Raw genomic sequence first — 22,092 nt, forward strand, 5'->3', positions numbered from 1 at the left:
AATTCTACCGAATGAAGTCTCTCCTAGATAGACTAGAAAACTTCTTTTTATCCCCTAAAAAATAAGCGGAAATTAATAGCTTTTTATAGTATCCTTGCTGATGAAAAGGACCCAGTAATTTTTTACGTTTGGAAGCTGTGCGGAAGAAATACCAAAAGAATTCCTGATGCGCCCGACTAACTGCCCATACATCACCGAACTTCCCTTTCACTAGAAATTGGAATAAGGCTAACAAATCCAACCACAAGCGGATGAAGATCACACGAACGGCCGACCAGAATGGCAAATTTTTCTGCAACATCATCAAGTTGTTGCGAAAGTTGAGAAAGGTTTTTTTCGGATTACTCGCATTCAGCGTGCCGCCACCCACGTGGTAAACTACGGAACTTGGGCAAACACCAATACGAAAACCCATGCGTTTCAATCGCCAACAAAGATCAATTTCTTCCATGTGTGCGAAGAAATCGGCATCAAAGCCGCCAGAAGCACGCCACGCAGCTGCTTTTATAAACAACGCTGCACCAGATGCCCAAAAAACATCTACCGCATCGTCGTATTGACCTTTGTCTTCTTCGGTATGCGATAAAATTCGTCCGCGGCAAAACGGGTAACCGTATGCATCGATGAATCCTCCAGATGCGCCTGCATGTTCGAATTTTGTACGTTCGTGAAACGAACGAATTTTGGGCTGCGCAGCCGCCATGTTCGCATTACTTTCGAGCATTGCTATCACCGGATCAATCCAGTTTTCGGCGACTTCGACATCTGAGTTGAGCAGCACATAATAATCTGCATCCACTTGCTCTAAAACGGCATTATATCCTCCAGCAAAACCTATGTTGCTTGTATTTTGCACAATATTTATCGTTGGATAATGCTGTTGTACAAAGGCAACGGAATCATCTGTGGAAGCATTATCTCCCACGACAAAACTAAGGTTTGGGTAACTGCTATTGAATACCGAAGGCAGAAATTTCTCTAGGAAATAACGTCCATTCCAATTCAAGATCACCACAGCAACTTTAGGATAATTCGTCGTCATTTATTGTCTTCTTTTTCTTTTCCACCGACGGTGCGACCATAGCCAGTAAGCAGGTTCATCGCGGATAATCTGTTCGGTAAATGCGGTATGGAGACGGATAATTTCCTTGTCTTCGCATTCCTTTGGATGTTCCACTAAAGTGGTAAACTTACAGGAATAATGGCCACGACGCGCTTTCCGACGAATTTCGAAAAAAACAACCGGCACGTCCATTGCTTTAGCAATGCGTTCTGTACCCGTAAATACTAAGGTATCTTGACCAAGAAAATCCGTGAAATAATCAGAATCTTGATAACCAGGCGTTTGATCGGCCACAAACATACTCACATGTGGCTGCCCTTTAAGCTTAACCAAATGGCGCAATATCTGCTTCATAGGCACCATAATCGCGCCGAAGTGTGTGCGAATACGGTTCAACACCGCCTCAAAAGACTTGTCTGAAAGTGGTTTGTATATTACTAAGCTTGGGTAATCGGTAAACAGGGAAAAGCTATGGATACCCAACTCCCAATTACCATAATGTGCGGTTACCCCCATCACGCCTCGTCCCTGATCCAAATGACGATACACCTCTTCAGGATTCAATAATTCCATCCGATCCATCACTTGCTGTTTAGAAATAGTACGCCCCTTTACTGTTTCTACAACCACATCTGGTAAATGACGAAAAAAGCGACGAGCAATCTGTTGAATCTCCAGATCAGATTTCTCCGGGAAGGAATTTCGCAAATTCTCCAGTACCACTTTTTTTCGGTATCCAAATACATAGTAGATCAGCACAAACAGCAGATCTGATATGCGATACAATACCCAAAAGGGCAGTAAGGAGATCAGGTATAAAATAACCGACAGTATTCTTTCTTTCATCAAAGACGTCTGTATATAAGCTGCAAATATCCTCAAATAAACTTACTTTTGTCTCATATTAGATCCAGTATATTTAAAGCAATGACCGAACAATTACTATTGCCCTCCTTTTACCTGCCGAATGTATCTTATTTTCAGGCTATTTATCAGCATAAAGGCAGCATTTGTATCGAGCAACACGAACATTTCCCGAAGCAAACGTACCGTACACGCACAAGTATTGGCACAGCAAATGGTGGATTGGATCTGATTATACCTATCGTGCATGGCAAGAAAGTACATGTTCCAATTAAAGACATACGCATCAATTACGATCATCCTTGGCAGCGGTTGCATTGGCTTAGCATACAGACGGCTTATCGTAGTTCTGCCTATTTCGAGTATTATGAGGATGATTTCCTTCGTTTTTACCAAGAAAAATTCGAATTTCTGCTGGACTATAATATGGCACAATTGGAGCTGCTATTGAAATTACTAAAAATCAACCGTGAAATCACCTTGTCTGAAAGTTTTGTAAAAACAGTCGACTCACCTATAGACTGGAGAACAGCTGCTAAACCACAGAAGGCAAGTTTGATGACAGATCCGAAGCCCTATTATCAAGTATTTGAAGAAAAAACAGGTTTCGTTTCTGATCTAAGTATCGTTGATTTATTGTTTAATCAAGGACCTCAATCAAGGTCTTACTTGTAGGTACATTTAAAAAAACAAGAAAGATAATTAATTATAGTAGCGGCGTATTCTTGTACGAATACGCCGCTACTATTAAAGCTCTCTTTAGGAATCAATTAATTTGTCTTAAGTATCTCCGCCAGCTGTTCATCGAGCTGCTCGCCTTTGAGATTTTTGGCGACGATATTACCGTCTTTATCAATCAGAAAATTAGCTGGAATAAGCCGAACACCATATTTCACCACCGCATCGCCAGCCCATGCTTTCGGATCATAGACTTGTTGCCACTGCAGATCGTCTTGTGCTATGGCTGCAATCCATGGTTCTGTCTTTTTATCCAGCGAAATACCTACAATCTCCAAGCCTTTGTCCTTATACTGATCGTACACCTTTCTTAAATGCGGATTCTCTGCACGACAAGGAGGACACCACGATGCCCAAAAATCAATTAATACATAGCCTTGCCCCAAATAATCTTTGAGTTCTTTCTTCACATCATCCTTAGTATACGCGGTAAAGTTTGGTGCTTTACTTCCCACAGCGATGCCATCCAAAGTGCCGGCAAGCTCAGTTAACACCTTGACATATTCGGTGTTTTCAAAGCGGGCATCGAGCAGACTAATGCTATTCCGAAGTTCTGCCGGCGTTAGCTTATACGATTGATATCGATACAGATAATACAAAGCCGCAATGGATTTGGGGTTAGCTTTCAGTTTATCTTCCAAACTTTGGGAACGATTAGAGAGAAACTCCTTTAGCAGATCTTGCTCGCGAGAACCCTTTACTACGGTATTCTTAAATTCATGCGCTGGATCAAACGTAACTACAATGGGATTTTTGTCTAGAAATACGATAAAGGAATCGAATGGATTCACACCGGACCCTTCTAACGATAGGCCATAAATTTCGGGTAATACGACTTTGCTGGTAAAGCTAAAAGCGCCATTTGTAATGTTAGTTGAATCTATCGTTGTGAACGATTTGTTTTCGTAACGTTGTAGGTATATTTTGTCCTTGTGCTGGCCCACGACGGTACCAGACAAATTTAATTTATCTACTTTACTCTGTGCTTGCAGGTAGGTTATACTAAAGAAAAATAGTAGAATCGAATGGAATAAGGTCTTCATGATATATAAATTATTTAGTTGTTTATTAATCTATTGGTGAGTATCTCGCCGTTCGGCAATGGCAATACGTAGGCTTCATCGGCAGGATTTACTTGCCTCGCGATGAAGCTACTTAGCGAAGGCTTCGTAGGAAAAGGAAGTAGGTTTCTGGTGATGTCGAATGAACGTAATCCTTCACCCAAAAATTCGATACGACGTTCTTTGCCAATGGTTTCTAGAATGGTCGACGTTGTTAAACGTTGATCCGGAAAAACATAGTTAGCATCCGAACGATTCCGAACAGCTTTCAGCAAGGAGATGGCTTTTGGCAAACTGCCATTTGCACTTCGCACCTCTGCCTCTGCTAGGTTGAGCAGTACTTCTGCGTATCGGATCACTGGAATATAATCTGTGTTTGGGTTTCTTTTCAGGTATTTGGCCAAAAGATAAAGTCGGAGGTTTGTGTCGAAGCGAACGAAAGATCTTCTTCGATCGCCTTCTGACCAAGATTCGTCGGCAATAATGCCATTCGAACTGTTATTGAGCACAAAATCAGGCGCATAAAAATACACATTGGAAAGCGCAGATCCGGCTGGTGGATCTTCAGCAGACATCGGTAGAGAGAAGATGGATTCTTCCGAGTTGTAATTTGTCGTGAAGATGGTGGAAATATCTGCAACCAATCTATTGGTCACTCCGGCGGTGGACTGAAATGGCGCTGCGCCTTGCGGGACAATCTTCTGCGCTTCTTCTTTTACCTTATCAAAGTTTTGTGCATTAAGATAAATCCTTGTTTTCAATGCTATCGCCGTATTTCGATGTGCTCGTGTCGTATTCAGCAATGGGGTCGCGTAGGTCAACGGTAGGGTTTTTTCTGCCAAATCCAGATCTGCAATGATCTGCGCATACACTTCTGCTGTACTGCTTCTTGCCAAATCATTGTTCGCAGAAGACGATTCTGGTTGCAAGCGCAGCGGAACCGCTGGGTGCGCACCGTTATTGTCTGCATATGGTCTGCCATAGAAAGAAACGAGATTGAAATACGATAGGGCACGTAGGAAAGATGCCTCACCAAGGTATTGTTGGCGCTTTTCTTCTGTCAAAACTGTTGTTGAGGCACTTAGCCCATCGATCAATATATTCGTACTATTGATTACTCTATAGAGTTGCTCCCAGAGCTCATTGACATCACCCGTAAGATTGGTTGTTGTATGCTCCCATACGTATCCGCCTGTCAATGCATTTTCGGTGCGTATTACGAATTCTTCTCCGCGCAAATCACCATACATGAGCAAGCGACCGCTGTAGAGATTGGCACCTTTCAGCGCTTTATAACTTCCATTTACTAATCCCTCAATCCGCGCAGCCGTTTGAAATACGCTCGAAGAGCTAATGGCAATTTCTGATTGCGTGTTCAGAATCTTTTCGCATGAAACGTGCGTAAAAAGCATAGCAAGCACATAAATGCTTAGGTAGAAAACACGCCCTTTAATTCTTTTCTTATCGTTATTTATTATTGTTTTCATGATCTTCTTAAAATGTAAGGTTCATACCGAAAGTAAATGTGCGACCCAGCCCAGCTGTGTTGTACTCCACACCGGGCGCTGTGTTGGAATCACCGTTGGAAGAAACTTCCGGATCGATTCCTGTATAATTAGTCCATAAAAAAGCATTGTTCACCTGTGCAAACACCCGTACTCTACTCAATTTTAGACTAGAAAGAAGTGGTTCACCAAACGTGTAGGACAATTGAGCCTGTTGCAATCTTAGGAAATCGGCTTTCTCTACATGATCTGATATGGGAGTAGATCCGCCAAAGGAAATCCGATCTCCAGAAACGACACGGGGCACGTTTGTTTGCTGTCCTGGCGCTGTCCAGCGATCCAATATCTCTGTGGAATTATTGAAAAATATCTGGTCAGTCAAGGTCGAACGTGTGCGGTTCATCACGTAATTGCCACCCGCGTAGGTAAAGTTTAGCAGCATTTCCAAGTTCTTGTATGCTATCCGATTGTTGAATCCGCCGTACCATTTTGGCAGCGCATTTCCCAACAGGTAAAAGTCATTCCCTGATAAAGCAGTCGCATTATTGCCATCCAAATAAGTCCATTTCCCAAGACCATTGTATTGTACTTCTTCACCTTTGGCATTGAGAAAAATGCGTTGTCCGTTGTCTGGATTCACGCCAATGGTCTTCAAACCATACAAACTACCAATTGAATATCCCACACGAGTTACATTGGTATTTCCCGTTCCGGTCGCACCTATGATATCTGCATTGCCATCTGCCAATGCCGTAACCTTGTTACGAATTGCCGAAAAATTAAAACCTACATTCCAAGAGAAATCTCTCTTGTTGATGACATCTGCGTTCACACTGAGCTCGAGACCACGATTGTACATGGCGCCCACATTGGCTAATATGGTATTGCCCGGAATACCTTTAGATAAAGATTGCGGTGTATTCAGAATAAGGTTATTGACATTGTTGTTAAAGTAAGCCACTTCAAATTTTAGCCTTTGCTGCCAAGTAGAAAAATTTAGCCCAAAATTGGTTTGATCACTCGTTTCCCAAGATAACATGGAATTTCCCTGCTGACTGATAGCCCAAGTACCCACATTGCCGTAAAGAGAAGCAGAATACAAGTCGTAGGAACTATAATCATTGGCCAAATTTCCGTTGCCCACCCTACCCCAACTGGCATTCAGTTTCACATCGGAAAAGAGCTGTGCCAATGCAGAATTTTGAAAGAAAGATTCATCAGAAACCAACCATCCCATTGCCGCACCGCCGAAATTGCCATACTTCCTACCTGTAGCAAGCGCAGAATTGCCATCTCGTCGAAAGTTAACCGTCAACAGGTATCTGTTCTCAAATTCATAGTTTATTCTGGAGAAAAAGGAAGCATATACGCGCTCACCTCTTCTATTTCCGGCCGCGACCACGTTTCGCCAACCGCCTTGATAATACTCGAAAAAATCATCCGTAGCCTGCGTGGCTGTAGCACCCCAGGCTGACAACTTGTTGCGCTGTATGTCGGATCCCGCTAAAATATTGAACGTATGACCTTCCGAAAAGGCAGCGTTGTATTGTGCCGTATTCGTCCAGATTTGATTGAGCCTGATCGCAGACGTGTTCGTAACGGATCCGCCGGTATTGTATCCTTCTGATCCCAATAGCGGACTGCGAAAGGACTCATCTTGAATATCGATGCGATCCACTGCGTAGAGCGAAGTAAGCACTAATCCTTCTACAGGGTTTACCGTAGCGCTAAAGTTCCCGAGAAAGTGGCTGTTATTTGATTGATTGCGAGAAAGATCAAAAATGGATACTGGATTATACAGCGGAATAGTGGTATTATTTGCTCCCGAACCCAATGTGCCGCTGTTTGGGTTGATGTGATAGCTGCCATCTTCATTATATGCAGGAATATTTGGTGGTAATACCAGCGCTAATCTTGTCGCACCTGTCGTAGTCATGGAAGCACCCGGCAAACTGCCTGAATCATACGAATGGTTGCCGCTGCTACTATAATTACCACCTGCGGAAAGTTTCAGCCACGAAGTTGTTTGATTATCGAGATTGAATCGAACACCATTTCTACCAAAATCATTACCAACTAAAAAGCCAGATTGGTCGGTGGTATTGGCAGAAAGATAATAGTTTATCTTCTCCGTGCCACCTGATATGTTTACCGAGTGATTTTGGGCGAAGCCCGTTCTATAGACATAGGATTTCCAATCGGTATCTACCAATGAACCGTCCGTAAGGTAACTAAGAAAATAAACCGGATTTCTAGTCGTACCGTCAATGGAACTCGCGTTCGCGATCGATTCATTCTTGATCGCAGTATATTGTTCTGCGTTCAGCACTTTGGGAATTCGAGTAGCATTTGAAATGGAGACCCAACCATCGTAGTTAGCTTTAAAACTACCTTGTTTTCCCTTTTTTGTAGTTACCAGAATTACGCCTCCTGCGGCTCTGGAACCATAAATGGACGTGGAGGCAGCATCTTTCAAGACGCTGATGGACTCAATATCGTTGGGATTGATATCTGCTAATGGATTATTGGATGCGCGCGTACCAGAAATCTGACCGCTTGTAATCGGTATCCCATCCACAACGACCAAGGGAGCGGAACTTAATGAAATGGAATTGATACCGCGAATACGTATGACTGGTGGACTGTTCAATTGCCCGTTGGGCAATGCGACACTGACTCCGGCAGCTTGCCCCATCAGCGCTTGATCAAAACTTTGCACTGGGCGGTCTTTCAATCGATCGCCTTCGATCGTAGCGATCGATCCAATGAAGTTTTTTCTTTTCTGATTTCCGTAACCAACCACGACAACTTCATCCAGCTCTTCCTCTGCTGGCTGCAATAAGATATTGACTGGAGATCCGGAGAGTGTTAATGTCTTTGTTTTATAACCAAGGTAGGATATGGTTATTTGGATTGGAAATTTCTGTCCGGTAACTAGTTGAAAATAACCTTCACGATCGGTTTTCGCGCGGTGAATTACGGTTTCCAATTGCACGGTTGCTCCTTCAATAGGGCGACCGTTGATACTGTCTCTTACAACGCCTTCTAATTTTGCATTAACAATGGGAGCCGTCTGTTGCGCGCTCAATTGAAATGAAAATAATAAAAGACAAAAGAACAATACAGTAGATTGAGATAAGCGTATGCTATCCATAAGTTTGATTAAGATAATAGAGAAAAACAAGTGCCAACGCCAATTGTACTTGTGTGATTAATTTTGTTAAAACACGCTAGTTTGCCTGAATTTTTGGATCAACAATTTTGTCCAGCAGCTACTGTTGAGGACCAAAGAATATCGATGACCGAAATTCATGGCTTGTTAAATTCCATGCATTCCCATCGGCTGCATATGTAATGAGTTCATAGCTTCATTTTTTTAAAGGGTAAAATATTCGATTTGGTAGAAAACAAACATACAAAATAAAATAGACTAAATACATAGACTAAATACGTATTAATGTTGCTTATATTATACTTTAGACAAGAAAATATGTAGTAATTATGCGAACGCAAAAAACATATTTGACTCTATCAAACTTTTTTTAGTCATTTTATGTTATGAATTTTGTAAGTATATTTCCATGAAAAGATTAGCCCTATTTTTACTAGCTGTGCTATGGATAGCACAAGCTAGTGCGCAGTCGGATGCCGACACCACGACCATGTTTTATACAGGACCAGACACCTTGCATTACAATAAGATCTATTATTTTGGAGGCACAGGTATGGCATTTCCGCTGGGGAAGTCTAAGGATGCGCTCTCTGCACAAGCATTTTCAGGAAGTATTGGCTTGGATATCGCATTGCGTAATCCACGCTACTTTGTTATTCCAACCTTATTCACCTTAGGCTTTAATTACAATCAGCTAGAAAATGATCCAGACTACAATCGAACATTGGAAAATGGACAGGCTACCATTTACGCGCTTAGTTTGGCTGGAGGTATTCGAAAGCAGGTCAATCGACTCAACACATATGCCTATGCAGGGCCTGCTTTTGCGATGGATGTGGAGTCGCGAATTAATGATATTGGCAATGATCGTACGCGAATGGAGAAACTGTATAGTTTTTCTCCAGCTGTCAAATTTGGGGTGGGATCAGACTATAAATTTCGAGGTTTTTATCTCGGACTAGAACTCGATTATATGCATCATTTTAGAAATATTCAGGGCAACCCCGTCAATGTATTGACCGTAATGGTCGGCTTAAAGTCTGACATCACCAGTTTCAGCGATCGGATGGTGCAAGTTATCAAGCCCAAAGATTAACTACAAAGCTGCGCAACGAAAATCAATTAACAATAAAATAACATATATGTGATAGTTATTAAACATAGAATAACTATCTTTAGATATATATAAAAATAAATATCATGATTAAAGATAAAGAATTAGAATTTCAGGAACCGGTTCAACCTTTGGAATGGTTGTACGATGGAGATGACTTGAACCCACTGGAAGATTAGTATTCTATATCTCCAGTGGCAATTTGTATTAAGACGCTTAAACCGATGGGCTTAAGTTTTTTTTTTTGCCTAAGATTGAAGCAGCGCGTGCTGCGTAGCCGTAAAGAAATTGCGGAATACAATATTTAGTTCCGAATCCGACTGAGCCGCCTCTATACCACATTTCACATGTAGATCCAAAAGTTGAGATCGCATATCATGGAGGTTTTCTCGCGTCTGCATACCGATGTTAGCATAGATCACCTCATTAGCCTCTTCCCTATTGTCAAGTAAATTGCTCCAACTTTCTGACATGACATCATACAAAGTTTTCCTTGCTTTTTCTGCTAATTGCTGCGCTACATCCAATTGCTTAAAAAACTGTTTACCATATTTATCCTGCCATTCCCCATTCTTTGCTCTCAGATAGAAATTCTTTTGTACCAAATCGGTATAGCGTGTATACATGCCCAAATAATTCACAAAAAGCGTGCATTCTGCAAAAGGCTGAAATGGATATTGAAACAACTTCCCAGAGTGCGTAGCAGATGTCGGATTAAGCTCAAAACTATTCTGGGAAGGCACAAATACATCTTGTATCGTAAAGCTGTGACTGGCTGTCGCTTCTAAACCAAATGTTTGCCAATCGGGGTCGACCAGGACCTGTTCTCGCGGAACAAAAAACGATTTTATAGCTTCAGGTTTCCCAGAAGATTCCATTTCATCATCAATCACGATTGCATTGCAGGTAAAATGCGTAAGATGTGGCGCGCCAGTCGCATAAGACCATCTACCTGTTAATCGATAACCTTTAGGCACTTTTATCGCTTTTCCAGAAGCGCGTCCGCTCCCACCAAAACAAGGATTACGTGTACTAAACAACACATTGGCAGTTGCCCGATCAATAAATCCGGCAAACATATTTGCGCCAGCACACAGCGTAACTGTCCAACCCAGAGATCCATCCCAATACGCTAATGATTCTAGCAATCGACATCCTTCGACTAAAGACTGCTCCAATCCACCATATTCTTTGGGCACCCAAAGATCAAACCAGCGTTTTTCCGTGATTTTCTGGAGTATAACATCTGGTAGCACTCCGGCTTTGGCGGCAGGAATTTGATTTTCTTGTATGAGATTGATACTATCTTGGCTAAGCATGTAGGGTTTGAGTTTTCATGATGCGACGCCATTTGGCGAAACCAATGAATGCAACAATAAAGAGAAAAGTAGTCAGTAAGGCAAAGAGGTACAGCTCTTTGTACACCAACAACGGGATCGCAAAAAGATTACTTAGATTGAGTAAAAGCCAATTTTCTAGTTTCCGTCGCGCTAATAGCCACATGCCTGCCCATGCCGTGCAGGAAACCCAAGCATCCCACAAAGGCACATCAGAATCGGTAAATGATCGCAATGCAACATACAATAAGCCGAAACCTCCCAATACAATCGCTATTACGATGCTCCAATCACGGCGATTGGCGCTTGTAATAGGTTGTTCCGTTTGTATTCGATTGCTCGTCCAATACCACCAACCATAGGCGCTCATCACGAGATAATACACATTGAGTAAAATCTCGGCATACAACTTTGCGCCATAAAGCGCGGCCATGCCTAGCACGATACCGATTATACCAACTGGATAATTAGCAATCTTATTGTTTTTAGAAAGCAACACTTGACAGATGCCAAAAAGCACCGACAATCGCTCTATCCACGATGTTTGCTCAAATGCTTGTGCTAAAGATGTGGTGAAGGTGGCGATATCCATGCAGAAAAATAGTTATGTGGTCGTTTTTGGAGGATAGAAAAAGAGCCTGACTAGCAGGCTCTCCAAAAATGTATGTAAATGCTTAATTTAGCTTTAAAGTATCGTGAGTCCATTTCCGTGTGCTGGCGCAAAGCTCAGCATCTTCATTGAGACTTTTGCCCCAAGATGGGATCATGGTCCGCAGTTTAGTTCTGTATGAATCTGCTTTTGCACGATCTGGGAAACATCTTTTTAAGAGGTTAATCATTACTGCTACGGATGTGGAAGCACCTGGAGAAGCTCCTAAAAGCGCTGCGATAGATCCATCTGCACTGGAAACTACTTCTGTCCCGAATTCTAAAATTCCTCCGTGTACCGGATGTTTCTTAATCACTTGAACACGTTGTCCGGCTTTCTCAATCTCCCAATCTTCCATCTTCGCCGTCGGCATAAATTGCTTCAAGGCATCTAACTTATCTTTCGGTTTCTTCATCACTTCGGTGATGAGGTATTTGGTTAATGGCAAATTATCTAATCCGGCAGAAAGCATCGGACGGATGTTGGATAATTTGATCGACGCAGGAAGATCAAAATAAGAACCTTTTTTCAAAAATTTGGTAGAGAATCCAGCATAAGGACCAAATAGTAGGGCTTGCTTACCATCAATGTATCTGGTATCTAAGTGCGGCACAGACATTGGCGGCGCTCCTACGGACGCTTTTCCGTATACTTTCGCATGATGCTGCGCAATCACTTCGTCGTTGGTACAACGTAACCATTGTCCACCGACCGGAAAGCCACCATATCCTTTGGATTCTGGTATACCCGATTTTTCTAATAACAATAAAGAATGCCCACCTGCACCGATAAACACGAATTTTGCTTGAATATTTTTTCTAGCACCGGTTTTCAGATCTTTGGTTTCTACCTGCCATCTGCCGTCCGGCAAACGCTCGATATCTTTCACTTCATTGCTCGTAGAAAGGTTAATGTTATCCTTTTTATCTAAGTAAGAGATCAAATCGCGTGTCAATGTGCCGAAGTTCACATCCGTACCAATATCCATTTTGGTAGCGGCTATTTGCTCATCACTGGCGCGCTCTTGCATCATCAAGGGAATCCAATCATACAGTACAGATTGATCTTCCGAATATTCCATCCCCTTAAATAGGTTATGCTGAGTCAAGGCATCATAACGTGTTTTCAGAAACTGCACGTCTTTCCCGCCGAATACGGCCGACATATGTGGTACCCGTCGAATGAATTCTTCTGGCTTTTTGATCACATTATGCTCCACCAGATACGACCAAAATTGCTTAGAAACTTCATATTGCTCGGCAATAGAAATTGCTTTGCTGATATCCACCGAGCCATCAGGACGCTGTGGCGTATAATTAAGTTCACATAGAGCAGAATGTCCTGTACCTGCGTTGTTCCAGGCGTCGGAACTTTCGGCTGCTACCGTATCCAATCGTTCTAGAATTTCAATTTTGATATCTGGACTTAGCTCGTGGATTAGCGTTCCTAAGGTTGCACTCATGATGCCCGCCCCGATCAACACTACATCTACTTCTGTCTTTGTCGTCTTTTTACCCATCGTAATCTTGTGTGATGCAAATTTAACATTTGAAGCAGGATTCAGCGAATCAAATTGTCACAAATCTTTCATTAATTATAACAATTTCCCAACATCGAGCTTATCGAAATACCAAGTTTTAAAACTGGATAGCGTCAATGATACAACAATTTGAAAACGATCATTATTCTGTTAAGTTGCTATTATAACAATTATTTAACATTTTTGCACCTGCAATTTTAAACAGTTTAAGCCGTTTAATCTATGCAAAACAAAAAATCTAATAAAAATTACAAATGAAACTACTTGCAGGTAAAACCGCATTAATAACGGGCGCTTCTAAAGGAATAGGCCGTAAAATCGCTGAGGTATTCGCACAGCATGGTGCCAACGTGGCATTCACGTACCTTTCCTCGGTAGAAAAAGGACAAGCTTTAGAAGTTGCGTTACAAGAGCATAGTACGCAGATTAAAGGTTATCGTTCGGATGCTTCTAAATTTGATGAGTCGGAGCAATTGATTGCTGATATTATGACGGATTTTGGTTCGTTGGATATCGTGGTTAACAACGCAGGTATTACGAAAGATGGCTTACTAATGCGCATGGGCGAAGATGCATGGGATGATGTCATGAACATTAACCTAAAATCTGTCTTCAACATCACCAAAGCAGCTACAAAAGTAATGATGAAAAGCCGCAAAGGATCTATCATCAACATGAGCTCTGTGGTAGGTATTCAAGGAAATGCTGGACAATCGAACTATGCTGCTTCTAAAGCGGGCATCATTGGATTCTCTAAATCCATTGCAAAAGAATTGGGTTCACGAAACATTCGTACCAATGTCATTGCACCAGGTTTTATCCGTACGGAGATGACTGATATTTTGGATGAAAAAGTGATCTCTACGTGGGAAGCAGGCATACCGATGAAACGTGCAGGTGAAACTGAAGAAGTAGCTAATGCTTGTCTATTCCTTGCTTCAGATTTATCTAGCTATGTCAACGGCCAAGTACTGGCAGTAGACGGCGGTATGTTATAAAATATAAAGAAATGTTGCCGGAAGCAGACGCTATATTCACGATTCGTGACGAAGAAGCATTTAATGCCCGAGCGCTAGCCGTTTTTCGCTTTCAGGCTACCCATGTCGCTATTTACAAACGATATATCTCTTATCTGGGTAGAAATGTATCCGATGTCCAACACTACACCGACATCCCATTTCTACCCATTGAGTTTTTCAAAACGCAATCCGTGATTGCGGAAGGACAAAATCCTCAAATTACTTTTACAAGTTCGGGCACAACGGGAACTGTAACCAGTAAACACTTGGTAGCCGATCCTGCGATCTACGAACAAAGTTACAACGCCACTTTTCAACTATTTTATGGCGATCCATCGGAGATGGCTATTCTAGCTTTGTTGCCATCTTATCAGGAGCGCGAAGGCTCTTCGTTGATTTACATGGTCAATGATCTCATTTCTCAAAGTCAAGTAACGGAAAGTGGCTACTTCCTATCCGATCATCAATCCTTATTTCAAACGCTTAGCGCGCTGCAAGAGAAAGGCATAAAAACAATGCTGTTCGGCGTGACCTACGCCCTACTTGATTTTATTGATGCTTACCCGATTGATTTTCCTGAACTGATCGTAATGGAGACTGGCGGTATGAAAGGTCGCCGTCGTGAGCTGATCCGGACAGAATTACATGACTTGCTGCAAACAGGTTTTGGTGTACCGCACGTGCATTCCGAATACGGAATGACCGAATTGCTCAGTCAGGCTTACGCCAAGCACGACGGTCTTTTCCAGACGCCGCCTTGGATGAAAGTATTGATGCGTGATACCAACGATCCATTAACGCTGTTACAAAATCGCCAAACGGGCGCAATCAATGTTATTGATCTAGCCAACATGTATTCCTGCGCATTTATCGCCACCCAAGATTTGGGCAAGTTGCATCCCGATGGCCGATTCGAAATTCTGGGCAGATTCGATCATAGTGATATTCGCGGTTGTAATCTATTGGTGCAATAGTTCCCCCTTCATTTATCGTAAAAATAATAGGACTTCGGCGGTTCATTTCGATAATTCTTAATAGTTTTGCCCCGTATTGTACTTTTAATATGACATATATTTCGTTTAGATCTATTCTGCCGTATAGTGCAGCGCTCTTATTCGCATTCAGCGCTTGTAAGACTACGCACTGGCAGAAAAACAATTATCAACCCGCCAAAATAGCGATCGATCAGCACATAGAATCCGATTCGAGTTTCACCAATTACATCGCGCCTTACAAGCAACGCTTGCAAGCGCAGATGGATACCGTGATTGGCCAAGCTACGCAAATGTTGCCTCGCACTCCAACCGATGGGCAGAGCTTAGGCGGCAACTTTTTTGCTGATGCCTTGCTGGCGCTTGGCCAGCAACTGGATCCAGACGTTTCCTGCTCATTAGGCACTAAGTTTGGTATTCGCGTAGATATTGCCGCTGGAGATATTCAAGTGGGCAAAGTCTTTGAGTTGATGCCATTCGAAAATTATCTTACGGTACTTACGCTTACAGGCGAAGATCTGTTGACATTGGGTAAATTCATTGCGAAGACCGATGGACAACCCGTCGCCGGTATCTCGGTCACGATCAAAGATCAACAACTCGTTAGTATGCAGATCCAAGGGAAAGCCGTGGATATAAATAAAACCTACAAATTGGTCACCTACGATTACTTGGCCAATGGCGGCGATAATATTGAAGGTATCGCTACACCCGTAGCACGGGTAGATACGCCGACCCGTGTACGCGAAGGATTGATCGCCTACATAGAATCTTTAACCAAACAAGGAAAACAAGTTAATGCACAACGCGATGAAAGAATTATCATTGTACAATAGACGCAGCTTTATCAAGAAAGCAGGTGCGCTAGGCGCATTAGCAACTTTAGGTACGTTACCGACCTTCGGTCAAGGAAGTCGCGGCAAGGAAATCAAACTGACGATACTGCATACCAATGATGTGCATAGCCGTATAGAACCATTCCCAATGGACGGTTCGCGCTTGCAAGGATTAGGTGGTGTGGCCAGAAGAAGTACGTTATTGAAAAAAATTCGTCAAGAAGAGCAAAATGTGCTGCTGCTTGATGCCGGAGATATGTTTCAAGGCACGCCTTACTTTAATCTTTTTGAGGGGAAAGTAGAGCTAGAGCTCATGTCTAAAATGGGTTATGATGCGGGTACTTTTGGTAATCACGAGTTTGATAATGGATTAAATGGTTTGCTAAAGCATTTTGACAAGGCTAATTTCCCATTTATTACTTCGAATTATGATTTTAGTGATACCATCCTAGCCGGAAAAACAAAGGAATACCTTATTCTGGAGCGCTCAGGCTTGAAAATTGGCGTCTTTGCAGTCGGCATTAAGCTAGACGGTATGGTGGATCCGAATAATCACAAAGGCGTAAAATACTTGGATCCGATACCCGTGGCCAACCGACTAGGCAAAAAACTACGCAATGAAGAGCATTGTGATATGGTGATATGCCTATCGCACATTGGTTACGAATACAAGACAGATCAGGTTTCTGACCTAGTGATGGCTTCACAAACACGTGGAATTGACCTAATCATTGGCGGACATACGCATACTTTTTTGGATAAACCGACGGAAGTGAAAAATCTGGATGGCGAAGTTACTTTGGTAAACCAAATGGGATATGGCGGCGTCAGTCTAGGTCGGATAGATTATTACTTCGATAAGAAAAACGGCAGCAAGCGCTATCTGGCACAGCATTACAAGATCGATCTGAGCTTTCGAGAAGATCAGCAGATGTGGGGCTAACAAAAATGCCGGTGATTATAAAGAAATCACCGCCATTTTTATGGTTAATCTATTTCTCCTTAGCCCACCTTACGTTCGTAAGGCACACGAGTCATGATGGAGCGTCCTAGCGTTACTTCATCTACATATTCTAGCTCGCCACCAAATGCGATACCGCGCGCAATCGTAGATACTTCGATCGAAAACTCTTGCAGCTTGCGGTATAGGTAAAAAATCGTGGTATCACCTTCCATCGTAGCACTCAGCGCCAAGATAACCTCTTTTATATCGCCTTGCCGCACACGATCCACCAATCCATCAATACGCAAATCTGCTGGCCCTACGCCATCCATCGGCGATATCAATCCGCCCAACACGTGATACACACCTTGATATTGATTGGTATTTTCGATTGCCATGACATCGCGTGTATCTTCTACGACACAGATGGTAGCACGATCCCGTTTGGGAGATTGGCAGATCTCGCAGATATCGTTATCAGAGATATTAAAACAGTGTTTACAATATTTGATGTGCTCCTTGAGCTGCGTAAAAGCCTGAGAAAAACGATTAACGTCTTCTTTTGATTGTTTGAGTAGATGTAGCACCAAGCGTAAAGCTGTCTTTTTGCCCACGCCGGGTAACTTTCCAAACTCTTCCACGGCCTGCTCCAATAGTTTAGACGAGAAATGCATGTACAAATTTACGAAAGAAAATACATATCTGACCCTGCCTCCGAAAAGCGAAATACGGTACTTTTTTTTAATGACAACGAAAATACTTATATTGCTTATGTCGGCCTTAGATGGCTAGACAATAGAATTTAGATATAGATTATAATTGAGGTATTTCGATATTTTTTATGGCAAAAGACGATAGAATAAGTCGTTCGTTCGCGAACAAAACGTGGCAAGAAATTAAAGTAAAAGATTCTTGGCAAATATTTAAAATCATGTCCGAATTCGTAGACGGATTCGAGAAGTTAGCTAAAATTGGACCATGTGTGTCCATTTTTGGATCGGCACGTACACCAAATGATCACACCTATTATAAACTAGCGGTAGATATTGCTGGATTGCTTGCCGAACGTGGTTATGGCGTAATCTCGGGCGGTGGCCCAGGAATTATGGAGGCGGCTAATAAAGGCGCTTACGAGGCTGGTGGAAAATCAGTTGGATTGAATATCGATCTACCATTTGAACAGTTTCATAATAAATACATTGACCGCGACAAGCTGTTGGAATTCAATTATTTCTTTGTACGCAAAGTCATGTTTATGAAATATTCGCAGGGATACATTGTAATGCCGGGCGGATTTGGCACGATGGATGAGCTTTTCGAAGCGATAACGTTGATTCAGACAGGTAAGATCGCACGTTTCCCAATTGTGATGGTAGGCAGTGAGTATTGGTCAGGTCTGTTTGAATGGATTCAAAAAACGATGCTAGGCAACCATTATATCAGTGAAGAAGATCTAAACCTATATCGGATGGTAGATACGGCCGAAGAAGCGGTGGAACATATCTTTAGATTTTACGATAAATACCTACTTAAACCCAATTTTTAGGTTTTTGCAATTATTCAAAAACCTATATGGTGATTATTTGTTGATAAGATACATTTAAACAAATAAAGGTTTTATTAAACATCAATCACTATGGGAAACATATTGTATTTAATCGCAGTTATTTTAGTCATTATTTGGGCGATCAGCTTCTTGGGCGGATATGCCACAGGCGGAATCATTCACGCCCTATTAGTTATCGCAATTATCGTGGTACTATTACGTGTAATACGAGGAAATGCGTAACTAAATAAATAGTTTATCCAAGTATATATGGGCAATATCGAGATCTTCGGGATGCGTTATTTTCAAATTGAAATGATCGCCTTCTAAAATCCGTACGATATTGCCCATTTTTTCTACCACAGAGGCATCATCTGTGAAATTCAATTCTTCCTGCTGCTCGTAAGCTTCTAAAAGCATAGTCGCATTAAAAATTTGTGGAGTTTGCACTTGCCACACCTGATTTCGATCCACAGCCTTACTATTCTCGACATTGCCGTAGCGAATGCTATTGGTACTTTGCACTGCCGGAATTATCGCTTGTAATTCATTGGCTACTGCAAACAAATTCTGAATTAAAATTGAAGATACAAGAGGACGAGCACCATCATGCACGGCAATAAGCGAATCGGGCGCCTGCTCCGTGTCAAAGTTTTCTTGGATATAATTTAGTCCATTTCTTACAGATTGGAATCGCGTTGCACCACCAGCAACAATATGATGCTTTGCTGTGAAAGAATATTTTGCACACAACTCTTCCCAGTAGGTTTGCATGCTAGCCGACAAAACGACTACAATATGCACGCCTAAGTTCGCCTGCTCAAAGCGGCGAATGGTATGCATTAATACAGGCAGATCTCCCAGCAGATGGAATTGCTTGGGTAGTGTACTGTTCATACGCGAACCAACTCCCCCCGCAACGATGATGACAAACTTTTCGGACATAAAAAAAGCGCAAGTCGAATAAGACTTGCGCTCAAAGTTATTATTATTTTGCTGATTTAGATAATCAACATCGCGTCTCCATAGCTGTAAAAACGGTATTTCTCTTTGACAGCCACTTCATAAGCTCTCATCGTATTCTCGTATCCGGCGAATGCCGCAATCATCACCAAGAGTGTGGATTCTGGCGTGTGGAAGTTCGTAATCATCGAGTTTGCAATGCTAAAATCGTAAGGTGGATAGATGAACTTGCTGGTCCAGTCATCACTTGGCTTCAAGTGCTTATCTGCCGACACAGCCGATTCAATAGCACGCATTGATGTCGTACCTACAGCACACACGCGTCTTTTTCCATCAATGGCTTTGTTGACCGCGCGAGCAGCTTCTTCTGTAATGATGATCTGCTCTGAATCCATTTTGTGCTTAGTCAAATCTTCTACCTCTACCGTACGGAACGTACCCAAGCCTACGTGCAACGTGATTTCAGCGAAATCAATTCCTTTTAATTCCAAACGCTTCATCAATTCGCGCGAGAAGTGCAATCCTGCTGTTGGAGCAGCTACAGCACCTTCGTTCTTGGCGTAGATCGTTTGATAACGGTATTTATCTTCTGGAGTTGCTTTACGCGTGATGTATTTGGGCAACGGTGTCTCGCCTAAAATTTCGATATTACGACGAAATTCTTCATCTGTACCATCAAATAGGAAACGAATCGTACGACCGCGCGATGTGGTATTATCAACCACCTCTGCTACTAATAGATCGTCTTCACCGAAGTACAACTTATTACCGACACGAATTTTACGTGCTGGATCTACCAAAACATCCCACAAACGAAGTTCTTTATTCAATTCGCGCAATAAGAATACTTCAATCGTAGCGCCCGTTTTCTCCTTATTACCATACATTCGTGCAGGAAACACTTTCGTATTGTTCAGGATCATGACATCTTTGTCATCAAAATAGTCTAATACGTCTTTAAAGATCTTATGCTCGATCTGTCCCGTTTCACGGTGAAGAACCATTAATCTGGATTCATCACGGTTTTCGCTAGGCTCTGACGCCAACAGCGATTCAGGTAGATCAAAGTTAAATTGAGATAATTTCATCGTTTTTCAAAAAATTAAGTCCACGTGGCCTACAGAGCTACGCTTCTAAAAATAAGGGCAAAGTTACACAATTTTATAGAAATTATCAGCCCCTCATCTTACCCTATTCTGTTGGGAAACGTTGATGTTTATCATGCGTCGCATATTCCTGCTGTTTCACCAATCGGTATTCGCGAGGCGTTGCGGTTTCCGACACATTTTCGGCATCATCTAAGAAAGTCATTTCATCATCCCCTAAGCGGAAAGAATAATCTACTTTACCACCTTTCAGTACGATATATGTTTCGTTACTCTCCCATTTGATTTCGCCTTTTTCTTCAATTATTTCCGCCCCACCATTCTTATTTACCTTCACCGCGAAGGTATTATCCCGATTGATGGTCACCTCCATAATGGTACTATCTTTTTCTTCTCCCGGTATTGTGCCTTTGTAATTACCGGGCCAATCCAAAAAGTTGCTCGCTGCGTGAAGCGAATCTATCGCAGGATTTACTTCTGGTCCATCATTCGATTCCGCTTTATTTTTATTGGCCGATGTACAGGATATGGCCAAAGCCAATGGCAACATAAAGAGTAGTGATTTCATATTCGTATTTTTAATTAGTGTGAAATAGAAACGCAAAAAGCGTCGTTTCTTTTAAAGGAAACGACGCTTTTTGCGTTTTGTTTGGCTAAGCCACGAAACTTCTAGGCAAAAACCTCTTTGGCTGCCAAATAACGTTCGGCTTCTAATGCGGCCATACAGCCTGTACCCGCTGCTGTGATGGCTTGGCGATACACGTGATCTTGCACATCACCACAGGCAAACACACCGGGGATATTGGTGGCAGTCGCATCTGGTTTTGTGATGAGATATCCTGTCTCGTCCATATCTAAGATTCCTTTAAATAAATCGGTATTTGGTGTATGCCCAATCGCGACGAAGAAACCGGTAATATCCAAATCCTTAACTTCTTGAGAAACATTATTGATGACGCGCAATCCAGTGACCACTTGTCCATCACCCAATACTTCCTGTGCTTCGGAGTTGTAATGCACTTCGATATTTGGCGTATTGAGCACGCGGTGTACCATGGCTTTAGAAGCTCTAAACTCGTCACGACGTACTAACATGTGTACTTTCTTACACAACTTTGCCAAATAAGTAGCTTCTTCGGCAGCCGTATCGCCAGCGCCAACGATTGCCACATCCTGTTGCTTGAAGAAAAATCCGTCGCAAACGGCACAGGCAGAAACACCAAAGCCATTGTATTTTTGTTCAGAATCTAAGCCTAACCATTTGGCAGTAGCACCTGTAGAAATGATCACCGTATCCGCAGTAACCGTTTTGGTATTATCGATTTCTACTGTATGAATGCCGCCATCGGTAGAAAAATCTACTTTGTTGACGTATCCAAAACGCACCTGCGTACCGAAACGCTCTGCTTGTGCGCGCAAATCTTCCATCATCACCGGACCTGTAATTCCTTGTGGATATCCTGGAAAATTATCTACTTCAGTCGTTTGCGTTAATTGTCCGCCCGGTACCATACCAGTGTAAATCACTGGTTTTAAATCTGCACGTGCAGCGTATATTGCAGCGGTATATCCCGCAGGACCCGAGCCTATAATCAGGCAGGGTACGTGTTCTATTTCTTGTTTGGTTTCCATATGTTATGTATG

Annotated in this window: 21 protein-coding genes; 8 read left to right on the plus strand and 13 right to left on the minus strand. The window is 42.3% G+C overall.

Annotation, left to right across the window (positions count from 1 at the left end; all coding sequences use genetic code 11):
* Window positions 1-4 precede the first annotated feature (4 nt).
* Entirely contained in the window at window positions 5-1,042 is a 1,038-nt protein-coding gene (locus AC3IRT_RS10620; RefSeq protein ID WP_489393227.1) for a glycosyltransferase family 2 protein, read from the minus strand.
* Window positions 1,043-1,909, minus strand: coding sequence for a lysophospholipid acyltransferase family protein (locus tag AC3IRT_RS10625; protein ID WP_489393228.1), 867 nt, complete (start codon window positions 1,907-1,909; stop codon window positions 1,043-1,045).
* Window positions 1,910-1,990: 81 nt separating this feature from the next.
* Here AC3IRT_RS10625 and AC3IRT_RS10630 point away from each other — a divergent pair, with 81 nt between their 5' ends.
* A complete protein-coding gene (locus AC3IRT_RS10630) occupies window positions 1,991-2,602 on the plus strand; it encodes a WbqC family protein (protein WP_489393229.1) in 612 nt (203 codons plus the stop codon).
* Window positions 2,603-2,697: 95 nt separating this feature from the next.
* On the opposite strand, the gene AC3IRT_RS10635 is transcribed toward AC3IRT_RS10630, so the two are convergent.
* The 3 genes from AC3IRT_RS10635 to AC3IRT_RS10645 are packed head-to-tail and all read right to left on the minus strand — an operon-like array spanning window position 2,698 to window position 8,385.
* Entirely contained in the window at window positions 2,698-3,708 is a 1,011-nt protein-coding gene (locus tag AC3IRT_RS10635; protein ID WP_489393230.1) for a redoxin domain-containing protein, read from the minus strand.
* Between the two features lie 14 nt (window positions 3,709-3,722).
* Window positions 3,723-5,213: a RagB/SusD family nutrient uptake outer membrane protein gene (locus AC3IRT_RS10640; protein WP_489393231.1), complete on the minus strand. Its 1,491-nt coding sequence runs from the start codon at window positions 5,211-5,213 to the stop codon at window positions 3,723-3,725.
* A 7-nt stretch (window positions 5,214-5,220) separates the two neighbouring features.
* Window positions 5,221-8,385 (minus strand): SusC/RagA family TonB-linked outer membrane protein, encoded by a 3,165-nt coding sequence (locus tag AC3IRT_RS10645; RefSeq protein ID WP_489393232.1) that lies wholly within the window; start codon window positions 8,383-8,385, stop codon window positions 5,221-5,223.
* A gap of 427 nt (window positions 8,386-8,812) precedes the next feature.
* Here AC3IRT_RS10645 and AC3IRT_RS10650 point away from each other — a divergent pair, with 427 nt between their 5' ends.
* Window positions 8,813-9,499 (plus strand): hypothetical protein, encoded by a 687-nt coding sequence (locus AC3IRT_RS10650; RefSeq protein WP_489393233.1) that lies wholly within the window; start codon window positions 8,813-8,815, stop codon window positions 9,497-9,499.
* 266 nt (window positions 9,500-9,765) lie between these two features.
* Here the strand turns inward: AC3IRT_RS10650 and AC3IRT_RS10655 are convergent, their stop codons facing one another.
* The 3 genes from AC3IRT_RS10655 to AC3IRT_RS10665 form a co-directional block, all read right to left on the minus strand.
* Window positions 9,766-10,836, minus strand: a complete 1,071-nt coding sequence (locus tag AC3IRT_RS10655; RefSeq protein ID WP_489393234.1) for an acyl-CoA dehydrogenase family protein — start codon at window positions 10,834-10,836, stop codon at window positions 9,766-9,768.
* The gene (gene pnuC / locus AC3IRT_RS10660) at window positions 10,829-11,446 is read right to left on the minus strand and encodes a nicotinamide riboside transporter PnuC (RefSeq protein ID WP_489393235.1); all 618 of its coding nucleotides are present in this window, start codon (window positions 11,444-11,446) and stop codon (window positions 10,829-10,831) included. The genes AC3IRT_RS10655 and pnuC overlap by 8 nt, the downstream gene beginning before the upstream one ends.
* A gap of 82 nt (window positions 11,447-11,528) precedes the next feature.
* On the minus strand, window positions 11,529-13,022 hold the full coding sequence (locus tag AC3IRT_RS10665) for a malate:quinone oxidoreductase (protein ID WP_489393236.1): 1,494 nt from the start codon (window positions 13,020-13,022) through the stop codon (window positions 11,529-11,531).
* Between the two features lie 275 nt (window positions 13,023-13,297).
* Here AC3IRT_RS10665 and fabG point away from each other — a divergent pair, with 275 nt between their 5' ends.
* The 4 genes from fabG to AC3IRT_RS10685 all read left to right on the plus strand — a co-directional run bounded on the left by fabG (window position 13,298) and on the right by AC3IRT_RS10685 (window position 16,833).
* Complete coding sequence (fabG, locus tag AC3IRT_RS10670; RefSeq protein WP_489393237.1) at window positions 13,298-14,041, plus strand: 3-oxoacyl-[acyl-carrier-protein] reductase; 744 nt, start codon at window positions 13,298-13,300, stop codon at window positions 14,039-14,041.
* A gap of 11 nt (window positions 14,042-14,052) precedes the next feature.
* Window positions 14,053-15,036 carry an acyl transferase gene (locus AC3IRT_RS10675; protein ID WP_489393238.1) on the plus strand — a complete coding sequence of 328 codons (984 nt, stop codon included), beginning with the start codon at window positions 14,053-14,055 and terminating at the stop codon, window positions 15,034-15,036.
* Window positions 15,037-15,125: 89 nt separating this feature from the next.
* Window positions 15,126-15,890, plus strand: a complete 765-nt coding sequence (locus AC3IRT_RS10680; RefSeq protein ID WP_489393239.1) for a 5'-nucleotidase C-terminal domain-containing protein — start codon at window positions 15,126-15,128, stop codon at window positions 15,888-15,890.
* Window positions 15,865-16,833 carry a metallophosphoesterase gene (locus AC3IRT_RS10685; RefSeq protein ID WP_489393240.1) on the plus strand — a complete coding sequence of 323 codons (969 nt, stop codon included), beginning with the start codon at window positions 15,865-15,867 and terminating at the stop codon, window positions 16,831-16,833. The genes AC3IRT_RS10680 and AC3IRT_RS10685 overlap by 26 nt, the downstream gene beginning before the upstream one ends.
* Before the next feature lie 59 nt (window positions 16,834-16,892).
* Here the strand turns inward: AC3IRT_RS10685 and recR are convergent, their stop codons facing one another.
* Window positions 16,893-17,507, minus strand: coding sequence for a recombination mediator RecR (gene recR / locus AC3IRT_RS10690; protein WP_489393241.1), 615 nt, complete (start codon window positions 17,505-17,507; stop codon window positions 16,893-16,895).
* A gap of 167 nt (window positions 17,508-17,674) precedes the next feature.
* Here recR and AC3IRT_RS10695 point away from each other — a divergent pair, with 167 nt between their 5' ends.
* On the plus strand, window positions 17,675-18,379 hold the full coding sequence (locus AC3IRT_RS10695) for an LOG family protein (protein WP_489393242.1): 705 nt from the start codon (window positions 17,675-17,677) through the stop codon (window positions 18,377-18,379).
* Window positions 18,380-18,469: 90 nt separating this feature from the next.
* Complete coding sequence (locus AC3IRT_RS10700) at window positions 18,470-18,622, plus strand: lmo0937 family membrane protein (protein ID WP_116775662.1); 153 nt, start codon at window positions 18,470-18,472, stop codon at window positions 18,620-18,622.
* Here the strand turns inward: AC3IRT_RS10700 and AC3IRT_RS10705 are convergent, their stop codons facing one another.
* The 4 genes from AC3IRT_RS10705 to trxB all read right to left on the minus strand — a co-directional run bounded on the left by AC3IRT_RS10705 (window position 18,623) and on the right by trxB (window position 22,080).
* Window positions 18,623-19,324, minus strand: coding sequence for a 2-C-methyl-D-erythritol 4-phosphate cytidylyltransferase (locus AC3IRT_RS10705; RefSeq protein ID WP_489393243.1), 702 nt, complete (start codon window positions 19,322-19,324; stop codon window positions 18,623-18,625). It abuts the gene before it with no gap.
* 56 nt (window positions 19,325-19,380) lie between these two features.
* Window positions 19,381-20,430: a tRNA preQ1(34) S-adenosylmethionine ribosyltransferase-isomerase QueA gene (gene queA / locus AC3IRT_RS10710; protein WP_489393244.1), complete on the minus strand. Its 1,050-nt coding sequence runs from the start codon at window positions 20,428-20,430 to the stop codon at window positions 19,381-19,383.
* Between the two features lie 103 nt (window positions 20,431-20,533).
* Window positions 20,534-21,016 (minus strand): copper resistance protein NlpE N-terminal domain-containing protein, encoded by a 483-nt coding sequence (locus AC3IRT_RS10715; RefSeq protein ID WP_489393245.1) that lies wholly within the window; start codon window positions 21,014-21,016, stop codon window positions 20,534-20,536.
* A 101-nt stretch (window positions 21,017-21,117) separates the two neighbouring features.
* Window positions 21,118-22,080, minus strand: a complete 963-nt coding sequence (trxB, locus tag AC3IRT_RS10720) for a thioredoxin-disulfide reductase (RefSeq protein ID WP_489393246.1) — start codon at window positions 22,078-22,080, stop codon at window positions 21,118-21,120.
* Window positions 22,081-22,092 lie beyond the last annotated feature (12 nt).

It is taken from the genome of Sphingobacterium sp. KH_072 (assembly GCF_057837975.1).

What these genes read in the sequence shown, in the direction of transcription:
- AC3IRT_RS10680 (WP_489393239.1), top strand. Translation starts at nt 15,126, where the DNA reads ATGACATATATTTCGTTTAGATCTATTCTGCCGTATAGTGCAGCGCTC.
- AC3IRT_RS10695 (WP_489393242.1), top strand. Translation starts at nt 17,675, where the DNA reads ATGGCAAAAGACGATAGAATAAGTCGTTCGTTCGCGAACAAAACGTGG.
- fabG (WP_489393237.1), top strand. Translation starts at nt 13,298, where the DNA reads ATGAAACTACTTGCAGGTAAAACCGCATTAATAACGGGCGCTTCTAAA.
- AC3IRT_RS10620 (WP_489393227.1), bottom strand. Translation starts at nt 1,042, where the DNA reads ATGACGACGAATTATCCTAAAGTTGCTGTGGTGATCTTGAATTGGAAT.
- AC3IRT_RS10715 (WP_489393245.1), bottom strand. Translation starts at nt 21,016, where the DNA reads ATGAAATCACTACTCTTTATGTTGCCATTGGCTTTGGCCATATCCTGT.
- AC3IRT_RS10655 (WP_489393234.1), bottom strand. Translation starts at nt 10,836, where the DNA reads ATGCTTAGCCAAGATAGTATCAATCTCATACAAGAAAATCAAATTCCT.
- recR (WP_489393241.1), bottom strand. Translation starts at nt 17,507, where the DNA reads ATGCATTTCTCGTCTAAACTATTGGAGCAGGCCGTGGAAGAGTTTGGA.
- AC3IRT_RS10705 (WP_489393243.1), bottom strand. Translation starts at nt 19,324, where the DNA reads ATGTCCGAAAAGTTTGTCATCATCGTTGCGGGGGGAGTTGGTTCGCGT.
- AC3IRT_RS10625 (WP_489393228.1), bottom strand. Translation starts at nt 1,909, where the DNA reads ATGAAAGAAAGAATACTGTCGGTTATTTTATACCTGATCTCCTTACTG.
- AC3IRT_RS10635 (WP_489393230.1), bottom strand. Translation starts at nt 3,708, where the DNA reads ATGAAGACCTTATTCCATTCGATTCTACTATTTTTCTTTAGTATAACC.
- pnuC (WP_489393235.1), bottom strand. Translation starts at nt 11,446, where the DNA reads ATGGATATCGCCACCTTCACCACATCTTTAGCACAAGCATTTGAGCAA.
- queA (WP_489393244.1), bottom strand. Translation starts at nt 20,430, where the DNA reads ATGAAATTATCTCAATTTAACTTTGATCTACCTGAATCGCTGTTGGCG.
- AC3IRT_RS10640 (WP_489393231.1), bottom strand. Translation starts at nt 5,213, where the DNA reads ATGAAAACAATAATAAATAACGATAAGAAAAGAATTAAAGGGCGTGTT.
- AC3IRT_RS10645 (WP_489393232.1), bottom strand. Translation starts at nt 8,385, where the DNA reads ATGGATAGCATACGCTTATCTCAATCTACTGTATTGTTCTTTTGTCTT.
- AC3IRT_RS10700 (WP_116775662.1), top strand. Translation starts at nt 18,470, where the DNA reads ATGGGAAACATATTGTATTTAATCGCAGTTATTTTAGTCATTATTTGG.
- trxB (WP_489393246.1), bottom strand. Translation starts at nt 22,080, where the DNA reads ATGGAAACCAAACAAGAAATAGAACACGTACCCTGCCTGATTATAGGC.
- AC3IRT_RS10675 (WP_489393238.1), top strand. Translation starts at nt 14,053, where the DNA reads ATGTTGCCGGAAGCAGACGCTATATTCACGATTCGTGACGAAGAAGCA.
- AC3IRT_RS10665 (WP_489393236.1), bottom strand. Translation starts at nt 13,022, where the DNA reads ATGGGTAAAAAGACGACAAAGACAGAAGTAGATGTAGTGTTGATCGGG.
- AC3IRT_RS10685 (WP_489393240.1), top strand. Translation starts at nt 15,865, where the DNA reads ATGAAAGAATTATCATTGTACAATAGACGCAGCTTTATCAAGAAAGCA.
- AC3IRT_RS10650 (WP_489393233.1), top strand. Translation starts at nt 8,813, where the DNA reads ATGAAAAGATTAGCCCTATTTTTACTAGCTGTGCTATGGATAGCACAA.
- AC3IRT_RS10630 (WP_489393229.1), top strand. Translation starts at nt 1,991, where the DNA reads ATGACCGAACAATTACTATTGCCCTCCTTTTACCTGCCGAATGTATCT.